The following is an 11,327-nucleotide window of genomic DNA, read 5'->3' on the forward strand; positions in this document are numbered from 1 at the left end:
CGGATCAAAGTTTTTGGGTGCTGCCTTTCGAAGCTTTTTGCAAAAAGCTTCACCAAAAACTTTTATCATTCAGGCCGTAAACTGCTCGGCAATGATCCGTTCCGAAAGGCTCTGCCCGGGGTCGAACAGCACGGTGGTGTGCAGCTCACGCGCCTCGCTGATCTCGACGGAAACGACATCGCGCACTTCGGTAAAATCCGCCACGGCGGCGACGGGGCGCTTGTCGGTTTCCAGAATATCAAACCGCACCCGGGCGGTGGAGGGCAGGAGTGCGCCGCGCCACCGGCGCGGGCGGAACGCGCTGATGGGCGTGAGTGGCAGCAGATTGGCCGAGAGCGGCACGATCGGCCCGTGAGCCGAGAGGTTGTAGGCGGTCGAGCCTGCGGGTGTGGCGATCAGCACGCCATCGCAGATCAGTTCGGGCAGGCGCACGCGCCCGTCCACCCCGATGCGGATCTTGGCCGCCTGCCGCGTCTGGCGGAACAGGAACACGTCATTAAGGGCAAGGGCGTGCACGCACTGGCCATCCATGGTGGTGGCCTTCATGCGCAGCGGGTGCAGGATGGCCACCTGGGCGGCGGCAAGGCGGGCGGGCAGGTCATCAGGCACGGCGGGGTTCATCAGGAAGCCCACCGTGCCGCAGTTGATGCCATAAACCGGCAGCGTGCGCCCAAGGGTGGTGTGCAGCGTTTCCAGCATGAAGCCATCACCGCCGAGGCAGATCAGCGCCTCCGCCTCCTCGGGCGGGCACTGGCCGTACTGGCTCACCAGCCGCTCGCGCCAGACCTCCGCGCTCTCGTTGGGGGCGGCGGCGAAGCACAGTTTTGTGGGAATGTACCCATCGGCCCAGCCGGGGTACGACATGTCGGTCATGGGGTGTGGATGGACAGGCGATGATGCGCCATGACCGGCATGCGCGCGCGCGTGCTGTCAATCACGCCGCGTTCGATGCGCGCGGTGCTCCAGCCCGGCCCGTCGGAAACCTGGGCCACGATGGTGCCCCACGGGTCGATGATCATGGAATGGCCATAGGTGCGGCGCGGCTGGCCACTGGCGTCGGTGTGGGTGCCGGTTGTGCCGCAGGCCACCATCCAGCACTGGGTCTCGATGGCGCGGGCGCGCAGCAGCGTCTCCCAATGGGCAAGCCCGGTCTCGACGGTAAAGGCGGCGGGCACCAGCAGCACATTGGCGCCGCGCGCGCGCAGCGCATGAAACAGCGCGGGGAAGCGGATATCGTAACAGATGGCCAGCCCCGCGGTCAGATCGGGCGAAAGCGGGGCGGTCACGATGTCGGAGCCGGGTTCGTAGGTATCGCTCTCGCGGTAGCCCTCGCCGCCGGGCGTGGTCACGTCAAACAGGTGGATCTTGCGGTAGCGCGCGATCTCGCGGCCCTGCGGGTTGAACACGAGGGCGGTGTTGAACAGCTTCTTCCCATGGCGCTCGCCAATCGAGCCGCCATGCACGCTCACGCCATGCGCGCGCGCAATACCGGACAGGAAGCGGTACAGCGGCCCGGCCTCGCCCGTGCCATCGGGGGCGGGCAGGACTTCGGCTGCGGCGAATTTCATGTCGTTCGTGCCGCCAAGGCAGCTCCACATCTCTGGCAGCACCACGAGGTCGGGCCTGTCGGCGGTGATGGCGGCGGTGATGAGGGCGCGGGCGGTGTCGATATTTTCGGGCGCGGAGGCGCCAGGCGCCATCTGGATGACGGTGGTGCGCATCTGGACTGGTACTCCGTAGGCAGTGCGGCGTGACCATAGGACAGGCGGCACGCCCCCCGCAACCGGCACGCAGGGCTGCCACACTGTTAAAAGGGGACGCGGCGCGATAGGGTGGTCCTCTGGCTCAATATTGAAAAATCAATGGCACATTCCTCATCTTCCCGAACGGTCATCTTTGCGGCGCTTGGCGGCAACCTGCTGGTGGCGGCCACCAAATTTGGCGCGGCCTTTCTGACAGGCAGCGCCTCCATGCTCAGCGAGGCCATCCATTCCCTGGTCGATACCGGCAACCAGGGCCTGCTGCTCGTGGGCATGAAGCGCGCGACCCGCCCGGCCACGGCCACGCACCCGTTCGGTTACGGGCTGGAGCTGTATTTCTGGACCTTCGTGGTGGCGCTGCTCATCTTTGGCCTCGGCGCAGGGGTCTCGCTATATGAAGGGATCATCCACATCATCCACCCGCAGCCGGTGGCGCATGTGCTGGTCAATTACGCCGTGCTGGTGGCGAGCATCGTGTTTGAAGGCTCGGTGTGGCTGCTGGCGCTGCGGGCCTTCCGCAAGGAGGGCAAGGGCAGGCGCGGCTGGGTGGAGGCCGTGCAGATGAGCAAGGATCCCACCGTGTTTACCGTCCTGTTCGAGGATACGGCGGCGCTGAGCGGGCTGTTCGTGGCCTTTTTAGGCAATGTGCTGGCCGAGTGGCTGGACATGCCGGTGCTTGATGGGGTGGCTTCCATCATCATCGCCTTCATCCTTGCGGTCACGGCGGCCTTCCTCGCGCGGGAATCCCAGTCGCTGCTGACGGGCGAGGGGGTTGCGCCCGAGGTGCTGCGCGCGCTGCGCCAGATGGCGCTGGAGGCGGAAGGGGTGGAGCGGCTGAACGAGATCCGCTCCATGCATTTCGGCCCGCGCGACGTGTTGGTGGTCATCAGCCTCGATTTTCGCAACGACATGACGGCAGGGCAGGTCGAGATCGTGGTCAGCACGCTCGAGCGCCAGATCAAGCAGGCCTACCCCGAGGTCACGCGCGTGTTCATCGAGGCGCAGGACAGCCGCGGTCAGCCTGCCGCCACCGCTGCCCGCGGCACGGCCGTTACGCCATGACGAATTCCGCCGCCCGGTAGCCCTGCGCGAACAGGAGGCTGCGCAGCGTGGTGGCATTGACCTGATTGCTGATCTCGCGCCGCACGGCAGGCTTGGCATGGAAGGCAATGCCCAGCCCCGCCACCCGCAGCATGGCCAGGTCATTCGCGCCATCGCCCGTGGCCAGCGCATCCTCCACGCTCGCGTCCTGCGCCGCCACCAGGCGCCGCAGGTGCGCAAGCTTGGCATCCGGGCCCAAAATGGGCTGGCCCACCGCGCCGGTCAGGCTGTCGCCAGCCGCGAGCAGGGTGTTGGCGTGGTTTTCATCAAAGCCGCACAGCCCTGCCACCCGGCTGGTAAAGAACGTGAACCCGCCCGAGACCAGCGCCGTGCGCGCCCCGTTGGCCCGCATGGTGCGCACCAGTTCGGCAGCCCCGGTGTTGAGCTTTACGTCCTTCCACGCTTTTTCCAGCAATGTCACGGGCAGGCCGCGCAGCAGGGCCACGCGCTCGCGCAGGGCGGCCTCGAATTCGATCTCGCCATTCATGGAGCGGCGCGTGATCTCGGCAATCTTCTCGCCAATGCCGGCATGGGCCGCGATATCATCCAGTGTTTCGCAACTGACGATGGTGCTGTCCATGTCAGCCACCAGCACGCGCTTGCGGCGGCCGGCAGCGGGCGTTACCAGCACGTCGATATGGCCCTTGGCGAAAACGGCGCGCAGGGCCGCGATGTCGGGGGTCGTGCAGGCCATCTCGACTGCTTCGCCTTCCGACAGGGTAACGGGGGCGGCAGTGCGGGCAAGGTCGCGCGCGGCTTCGATATCGACCGGCGTGAGCGATGTGGCGTCACGGTTGGCCACCAGTACAAGGGTATGGGCGTGGGAAGGGGAATCAGCCATGGGGTCCGGGTCAGTGAAAAGGATGAAACAATGACGCGCCCCCCTTCAGGGCAGGCGCGCGTGGCGCTAATCGTGGCGGGTCCGACCTGTTCGGGCAAGTCCGCACTCGCGCTGGCCCTTGCGCGTGAGGTGGGGGGCGCCATCATCAATACCGATTCGATGCAGGTCTATCGCGACCTGCGCATCCTGACCGCCCGCCCCACCGAGGCGGAGGAAGCCTGCGTGCCCCATGCGCTGTATGGCGTGCTGCCTGCCGCTAGCAATGGCTCGGTGGCATGGTGGCGCGCGCAGGCGCTGGCGGCGGCGGGGAGCGCGTGGGATGCCGGGCGCGTGCCAATATTCTGTGGCGGCACGGGTATGTATTTCCGCGCGCTGACGGATGGGCTGGCCGATATTCCCCAGCCGCCGCCCGCCATCCGCGAACAGGCGCGCGGGCTGCTGGCCGAACTTGGCGCTCCCGTCCTGCATGCCCGCCTGCAACAGCTCGACCCCGAAACCGCCGCCACCCTGCGCCCCACCGATGGCCAGCGCATTGCCCGCGCGTGGGAGGTGCGCACCGCTACCGGCCACGGCATGGCGTGGTGGCGGAGCAAAGCCGTGCTGCCGCCGCTTGCCGCCCGCTTCATTGCCATCAGGCTGCACCCCGCGCGTGACAGGCTGCGCGCGGCCATTGCCCGGCGTTTTCAGGCCATGCTTGAGCAAGGAGCCATGGCGGAGGTGGAAGCCCTGCTGGCGCAGGCCCTGCCGCCGGACCTGCCCGCCATGCGTGCCCATGGCGTGCCCGAACTCGCCGCCGTGCTGCGCGGCGAGATGACGCTAGCGGATGCGGCGGCGCGCGCCATTACGCTGACCGGGCAATATACCAAGCGGCAGGCCACATGGTTTGCCCATCATCCGTGTGCTGCCCCGGAAGACACGTTTTTATATGAAAAACGATTTGAAAAAGACGAAGCTGCGCAACAAATGGAAAGGGTAGGCAATAAAATCATTTCTTTTGTTATTAACCGCATTGACGCGGGCCAAGGCTTTCCGTAAACCCGGCCCGGGATTTCGCCTGTAGCAGGGCTGGCCGGATTGTTCTGGCCACCAGTGGCGAAGGAGCAGGACCATGAACACAGCATCGCACCAGACCGACCTGAAGCCTCACGCAGCGGGCACGGATACGTCCGTATCCAGCGGCGCGGAAGTGCTTCTGCGCGTACTGGCCGAGCAGGGGGTCGAGGTCATTTTCGGCTATCCCGGTGGCGCGGTCCTGCCCATTTATGATGCCATTTTCCGCCAGAACACGATTCGCCACGTGCTGGTCCGCCACGAGCAGGCCGCCGTGCACGCGGCCGAGGCCTATGCCCGCTCGACCGGCAAGGTGGGCGTGGTGCTCGTCACCAGCGGGCCGGGTGCGACCAACACCGTGACCGGGCTGCTCGATGCCATGCTGGACTCGATTCCGGTGGTTTGCTTCTCGGGCCAGGTGGGCGTGCCGCTGATCGGCACCGATGCCTTCCAGGAGGCGGACACGACCGGCATCACCCGCCCCGCCACCAAATACAACTACCTCATCCGTCGCGCGGAAGACGTCGCGCCCTGCGTGCACGAGGCCTTCCATATCGCGCGCAGCGGTCGCCCCGGCCCGGTGCTCGTCGACCTGCCCAAAAACCTGATGGTCGGCCCCGCGCCCTATAGCGACGCCCCGCGCGTGCCGCACCCGTCCTACCGCCCGCAGACCGAGCCGGGCCGGGACGTGATCGCGCGCGCCGTGGCCGCCATGAAGGGCGCGCGCCGCCCGCTGTTCTATACCGGTGGCGGCATCATCAATGCCGGGCCTAAGGCATCGGCTGCCCTGCGCAAGCTGGTGGAAAGGACGGGCTTTCCGTGCACCTCCACGCTGATGGGGCTGGGGTCGATGCCTGCGGGCGACCGGCGCTTCCTGGGCATGCTGGGCATGCACGGCACGTACGAGGCCAACATGGCCACCCATGGCTGCGACGTGCTGATCGCGCTCGGTTCGCGCTTTGATGACCGCGTGACCGGCAGGCTCGATGCGTTCTCGCCCGGCTCGTTCAAGATCCATGCCGATATCGACCCCAGCCAGATCAACAAGATCGTGCAGGTTGACGTGGGCATCGTGGGTGATGCGCGGCGCGTGATCGAGATGATGCTGGAGGAGTGGGAGTGCACGCCCGCCAATACCCGCCAGCCCATCGACATGGCGCAGTGGTGGCACCAGATCAATGAATGGCGCAAGACCGACAGCCTTGGCTTCGTGCAGGACAAGGCGCCCGAGGCGATCATCCGCCCGCAATACGCCATCCGCCGCCTGCATGAACTCGCCACCGCCACCGGGCGCGACACCTATGTCTCGACCGAGGTGGGGCAGCACCAGATGTGGGCCGCCCAGCATTTCGGCTTTGACAAACCCAATCGCTGGCTGACCTCGGGCGGGCTGGGCACTATGGGCTACGGCCTGCCCGCCGCCGTGGGTGCGCAGATCGCCCACCCCGATGCGCTCGTGATCGACATCGCGGGTGAAGCCTCGACGTTGATGAACATCCAGGAGCTTTCCACCATCGCGCAGTACCGCCTGCCGGTTAAGGTGTTCATCCTGAACAACCAGTATATGGGCATGGTGCGCCAGTGGCAGGAACTGCTGCATGACTCGCGCTATTCCGAGAGCTACAGCGCAGCACTGCCTGATTTCGTGAAGCTTGCGGAAAGCTTTCATGGCAAGGGCCTGCGCGCGACCTGCGTGGGCGAGCTTGATGGCGTGATTGCCGAGATGCTGGCCCATCCCGGCCCGGTGGTGGCGGACATATGCGTGGCGCAGGATGAAAACTGCTACCCCATGATCCCCTCGGGGGCGGCGCATAACCAGATGCTCCTCGGTCCCGATCAGGATGACGAGATCAGCGCCGAAGGCCGCATGCTGGTCTGACCTCGCGCCTGCCTGTAGTGCGCCGCGCTACGGGTTTCTGTCCTTTCCTGCCGCTCCTGCCCCTGCAGGGCGGCACCCCAAGCAGTCAGGAAACGCCATCATGACCACGCAGCAGGAGAGCCCGGTCTCCGCGGTCATTTCCATTCAGGTCGAGAACGAAAGCGGCGCGCTGGCCCGCGTGATCGGCCTGTTTTCAGGTCGTGGATACAATATCGAGAGCCTGACCGTGGCCGCGGTGGATGAAACCCGTCGCCAGTCGCGCATCAATATCGTGACCACCGCCACTCCGCACGTGCTGGGCCAGATCCGCGCGCAGGTGGAGCGGCTGGTGCCGGTCTACCGCGTGGCGGTCATGACCGGGCGCGAGCCGCACGTGGCGCGCGAGATGGCGCTCGTCAAGGTGATTGCCAGCGGCGAGCGCCGGGCCGATGCGCTGCGCATTGCGCAGGCCTTCCGCGCGCACCCGGTTGATGCCTCGGCCACCTCGTTCGTCTTTGAGCTGACCGGCGCGTCCGACAAGCTTGATGCCTTTATCGACCTCATGCGTCCCCTCGGCCTTGCCGAGGTGTCGCGCACGGGTATCGCCGCCATCGCCCGTGGGGCGGCAATCCTGTAAGGGTCGCGTTTTCTACTTCATCCGTTTTTCATTCCCCAAGGAGCAAGACCATGCGCGTCTATTATGATCGCGATGCCGACGTGAACCTGATCAAGAGCAAGAAGGTTGCCATCATCGGCTACGGCAGCCAGGGCCATGCCCATGCCAACAACCTGAAAGATTCCGGCGTGACCGACATCGTTGTCGGCCTGCGCCCCGAATCAAAGGCCGTTGCCAAGGCCGAGGCCGCTGGCTTCAAGGTCATGACCCCCGCCGATGCCGCCAAGTGGGCCGACGTGGTGATGGTGCTGACGCCTGATGAAGGCCAGGGCGCGCTGTACAAGGAATCGCTGGAAAAGAACCTCAAGCAGGGCGCCGCACTCGCCTTCGCCCACGGTCTGGCCATTCACTTCCGCATCATCGAGGCGCGTCCCGACCTCGACGTGTTCCTGATCGCACCCAAGGGCCCCGGCCACACCGTGCGCTCGGAATACCAGAAGGGTGGCGGCGTGCCGTCGCTGGTGGCCGTGGCGCAGAACGCCTCGGGCAACGCGCTTGAAATCGCGCTGTCCTATGCCTCCGCCAATGGCGGTGGTCGTGCGGGCATCATCGAGACCACCTTCAAGGAAGAGGTCGAGACTGACCTGTTCGGTGAGCAGGCCGTGCTGTGTGGTGGTCTGGTCGAGCTGATCCGCGCTGGCTTCGAGACGCTGGTTGAAGCCGGTTACGCGCCCGAGATGGCCTATTTCGAGTGCCTGCACGAAATGAAGCTGATCGTCGACCTGATCTATGAAGGCGGCATCGCGAACATGAACTACTCCATCTCCAACACCGCGGAGTATGGTGAATACGTGTCCGGCCCGCGCGTGATCACGCCGGAAACCAAGGTCGAGATGAAGAAGATCCTGACCGACATTCAGGATGGCACCTTCGTGCGCAATTTCATCCTTGAAAACCAGTCCGGCAACATCGGCTTCAAGGCCACCCGTGCCCGTAACAACGAGCACCAGATCGAGAAAGTGGGCGAGAAGCTGCGCGCCATGATGTCGTGGATCGGCAAGAACAAGCTGGTCGACAAGGCCCGCAACTGATCTGGGCAAAATAACGGGGGCGATCTGCCGCCACCGTATTTGCAGCGCCAGCCGGCTCGTTCCGGCTGGCGTTTTTTTTATGTCCGCTTTCGTGGGGCTGCCCCGCATTTGCCGTGACACGACCAGGCACGGGTGCCACCATGCGCGCCGGTATGAACTGCAGGAGCGCCGTATCGTGACGGACTACGTAATCCCCCCCTACACCCTTCCTGTCGTGCCAGTGGAGGGGAGTGCGGGCGTCTTTCCTGTCAGGCGGATATGGTGCGTGGGGCAGAACTACGCCGCCCATGCGCGCGAGATGGGCAGCAACCCCGAGCGCTCCGAACCCTTCTTTTTTGCCAAGCCTGCCGATGCGGTGGTGCCCGGTGGCGGGCTGCTGCCGTTTCCCGTCAGCACGGCCGACCTGCATCATGAAGTCGAGCTTGTCGCCGCCATCGGGCGCGAGGGGACTGACATTCCGGTGGAGAAGGCACTCTCGCACATTTATGGCTACGCGGTGGGACTGGACATGACCCGGCGCGACCTCCAGGCCGCCGCCAAGAAAGCGGGCCGCCCGTGGGCGCTGGCCAAGGGGTTTGACCAGTCCTGTCCCATTTCCGCGCTGGTGCCTGCCGCGCGCATCGGCCACCCCGAAAGCGGGGCCATTGCCCTGAGCGTCAATGGCGAGCAGCGCCAGAAAGGCGACCTGGTGGAGATGATCTGGTCCGTGCCCGAGATCGTTTCCTGCCTCAGCCGTTTTGTCACCCTTGCGCCGGGTGACCTCATCATGACCGGCACGCCCTCGGGTGTGGGGCCGGTCAAGCGGGGCGACGTGCTGCATGCCACCTGTGCCGGGGTGGGCGAACTGAACGTGACCTATACCGGCTGAAGCCTGTCGCGCACGGCGCCTGTCATTTTTGTAGATGATAAAAGTTTCCGGATGCCGACTTTTTTTAAAAAGCGGCGTTCTTTCAAGGCTTTTTGAAAAAAGCTTCACCAAAAACTTTTTATTACTCTGCCACCTGGGCAGGCGTTTTACAGACCTTTAGGGGAAGGAAAAGAGATGCAATACCGCCAGCTTGGCCGTTCGGGCCTCAGGATTTCAGCTTTCACGCTGGGCACCATGACCTTTGGCGGCAAGGGCGACTTTGCCAAGACCGGCGACACCGACCTTGCCGGTGCCCGCCGCCAGCTTGACCTGTGCATCGAGGCCGGGATCAACATGTTTGATACCGCCGATATCTATTCAGCCGGTGTGTCGGAGGAAATTCTTGGTGCGGCGCTGAAAGGCCGCAGCGATGACATCATGGTCACCACAAAGGCCCGCTTTACCATGGGCAAGGGGGCCAATGATGCCGGGCTGTCGCGTTATCATCTCATCCGCGCGTGCGAGGCCAGCCTCAAGCGGCTGGGGCGTGATCATATCGATCTGTATTACCTGCATGAATGGGATGGCCAGACCCCGCTCGATGAAACGCTCGAAGCGCTCGACACGCTGACCCGCGCAGGCAAGATCCGTTATACCGGCGTGTCCAACTTCTCGGCATGGCACCTGATGAAGGCGCTGTCGGTTGCCGAGCGTGACCGGCTGATCGCCCCCGTGGCCCAGCAGATCTACTACTCGCTCCAGGCGCGCGAAGCGGAATATGAACTGCTGCCGCTTTCGCTCGATCAGGGCATTGGCGTGCAGGTATGGAGCCCCATGGCCGGCGGCCTTCTTTCAGGCAAGTACCGCCGGGGCAAGCCGCAGCCCGCAGGCACGCGCCAGATCGAGAAATGGGGCGAGCCGCCGGTTCATGACATTGAAAAACTCTATGACGTGGTGGAAGTGCTCGTCAGCATTGCCGAGGCCCGCAACATCTCGGCAGCCCAGGTGGCGCTGGCCTGGGTGGCGCAGCGGCCCGCCATTACCTCCATCGTGATCGGCGCGCGCACCGAGGCGCAGCTTGTCGATAACCTGAAGGCCGCCGACCTTGTGCTGAGTGCGGAAGAAATCAGCCGCCTTGATGAAGCAAGCGCCCCCCCGCTGCTCTATCCCTACTGGCATCAGGCCAGCAATGCGTCCGACCGCCTCTCGGCCGCCGACCTGCTGCTGCTTGGCCCGACGGTGGCGGCCAAGGCTGGTAAACCTGAGTGAAAGCAGAAGTTTCTGGGTGTCGCCTTTTTTCAAAAAGGCGGCGTTCTTCTGAAGTGTTTTAAAAAACGCTTCATCAAAAACGTCTTCACTGCTGATGACTGTTTGCGAGGCAGGTCGGTATCGGCCTGCACCATGCAATCCATGACAGTGGCGGGGTGGCTTCATAACCCTTCGGGCGAATGGCCGTTACGTTGATAAGACACGCCAAAATTGATCTGGATCAAGGTTGTGAACCCTGCGCCAATGGTCAGCTTACTCCATGATGAGACACGGCATGGAAGAAGGAAACTGGCGGCCGGTATCTTGTAATAACATCGGATGGAACCCATCTGAAATCCAGCGCCTTGCCGTTGCCTGTTGAGGGACGGCGCAAAGGCAGAACCATCCTGTCGCCTGATTGAAAGGGACGAAGAAACATATGAACATCGAGAAATTCACGGAACGCTCGCGCGGTTTCCTGCAGGCCGCCCAGACCATCGCCATGCGCGACTATAACCAGCAGCTTACGCCCGAGCACCTGCTCAAGGCCCTGCTTGATGATGATCAGGGCGCAGCCTCAGCCCTGATCCGCGCCGCAGGCGGTGACGTGCCTGCCATTACCAGCGCCAACACGGCCGCCCTTGCCAAACTGCCCAAAGTGCAGGGCAGCGGCGCAGGCCAGCCCAGTGCAACGGGCGAACTGGTGCGCGTGCTGGATGCAGCCGAACAGGCCGCGCAGAAAGCGGGCGACGGCTTTGTGGCGCAGGACCGCCTGCTTGCCGCCATTGCCGCATCGGAAACGCCTGCCGGTCAGGCCCTGCGTGCCGGTGGCGCCACGCCCCAGGCGCTGGAAAAAGCCATTGCCACCATCCGCAAGGGACGCACCGTGGATAGCGAAAACGCCGAAGCCAATTT

At 64.4% G+C, this 11,327-nt stretch carries 11 protein-coding genes (1 of these 11 cut by a window edge); 8 read left to right on the forward strand and 3 right to left on the reverse strand.

Annotated elements, in window-relative coordinates; translation table 11 throughout:
* Positions 1 to 69 precede the first annotated feature (69 nt).
* The gene (locus R5N89_RS00305) at positions 70 to 873 is read right to left on the reverse strand and encodes an NAD kinase (RefSeq protein WP_110568485.1); all 804 of its coding nucleotides are present in this window, start codon (positions 871 to 873) and stop codon (positions 70 to 72) included.
* Positions 870 to 1,721, reverse strand: a complete 852-nt coding sequence (locus R5N89_RS00310; protein WP_110568483.1) for a carbon-nitrogen hydrolase family protein — start codon at positions 1,719 to 1,721, stop codon at positions 870 to 872. Before R5N89_RS00310 ends, R5N89_RS00305 begins: the two co-directional genes overlap by 4 nt.
* Positions 1,722 to 1,862: 141 nt before the next feature.
* Between R5N89_RS00310 and R5N89_RS00315 the strand changes: the two genes are divergently transcribed.
* Positions 1,863 to 2,822, forward strand: coding sequence for a cation diffusion facilitator family transporter (locus tag R5N89_RS00315; protein ID WP_110568481.1), 960 nt, complete (start codon positions 1,863 to 1,865; stop codon positions 2,820 to 2,822).
* On the opposite strand, the gene serB is transcribed toward R5N89_RS00315, so the two are convergent.
* Positions 2,812 to 3,702, reverse strand: coding sequence for a phosphoserine phosphatase SerB (gene serB / locus R5N89_RS00320; protein ID WP_110568479.1), 891 nt, complete (start codon positions 3,700 to 3,702; stop codon positions 2,812 to 2,814). The genes R5N89_RS00315 and serB overlap by 11 nt on opposite strands.
* A gap of 30 nt (positions 3,703 to 3,732) precedes the next feature.
* On the opposite strand from serB, the gene miaA reads away from it, so the two are divergent.
* The 7 genes from miaA to clpB form a co-directional block, all read left to right on the forward strand.
* The gene (gene miaA, locus R5N89_RS00325) at positions 3,733 to 4,737 is read left to right on the forward strand and encodes a tRNA (adenosine(37)-N6)-dimethylallyltransferase MiaA (protein ID WP_110568477.1); all 1,005 of its coding nucleotides are present in this window, start codon (positions 3,733 to 3,735) and stop codon (positions 4,735 to 4,737) included.
* A 73-nt stretch (positions 4,738 to 4,810) separates the two neighbouring features.
* Positions 4,811 to 6,631 (forward strand): biosynthetic-type acetolactate synthase large subunit, encoded by a 1,821-nt coding sequence (gene ilvB / locus R5N89_RS00330; protein WP_110568475.1) that lies wholly within the window; start codon positions 4,811 to 4,813, stop codon positions 6,629 to 6,631.
* 100 nt (positions 6,632 to 6,731) lie between these two features.
* On the forward strand, positions 6,732 to 7,247 hold the full coding sequence (gene ilvN, locus R5N89_RS00335) for an acetolactate synthase small subunit (protein WP_061273845.1): 516 nt from the start codon (positions 6,732 to 6,734) through the stop codon (positions 7,245 to 7,247).
* A 50-nt stretch (positions 7,248 to 7,297) separates the two neighbouring features.
* Positions 7,298 to 8,317 carry a ketol-acid reductoisomerase gene (gene ilvC, locus R5N89_RS00340; RefSeq protein ID WP_010515698.1) on the forward strand — a complete coding sequence of 340 codons (1,020 nt, stop codon included), beginning with the start codon at positions 7,298 to 7,300 and terminating at the stop codon, positions 8,315 to 8,317.
* Positions 8,318 to 8,492: 175 nt separating this feature from the next.
* Positions 8,493 to 9,185 (forward strand): fumarylacetoacetate hydrolase family protein, encoded by a 693-nt coding sequence (locus R5N89_RS00345; RefSeq protein WP_244192131.1) that lies wholly within the window; start codon positions 8,493 to 8,495, stop codon positions 9,183 to 9,185.
* 174 nt (positions 9,186 to 9,359) lie between these two features.
* On the forward strand, positions 9,360 to 10,433 hold the full coding sequence (locus R5N89_RS00350; protein ID WP_110568471.1) for an aldo/keto reductase: 1,074 nt from the start codon (positions 9,360 to 9,362) through the stop codon (positions 10,431 to 10,433).
* A 418-nt stretch (positions 10,434 to 10,851) separates the two neighbouring features.
* Positions 10,852 to 11,327 carry the start of an ATP-dependent chaperone ClpB gene (gene clpB, locus R5N89_RS00355; protein ID WP_110568469.1) on the forward strand. The gene runs 2,128 nt beyond the window's last position, so the window shows 476 of its 2,604 coding nt (coding positions 1-476); its start codon is at positions 10,852 to 10,854; its stop codon lies beyond the right edge, outside the window.

It is taken from the genome of Komagataeibacter sucrofermentans DSM 15973, assembly GCF_040581405.1.
Classification (GTDB): Bacteria; Pseudomonadota; Alphaproteobacteria; order Acetobacterales; family Acetobacteraceae; genus Komagataeibacter; species Komagataeibacter sucrofermentans.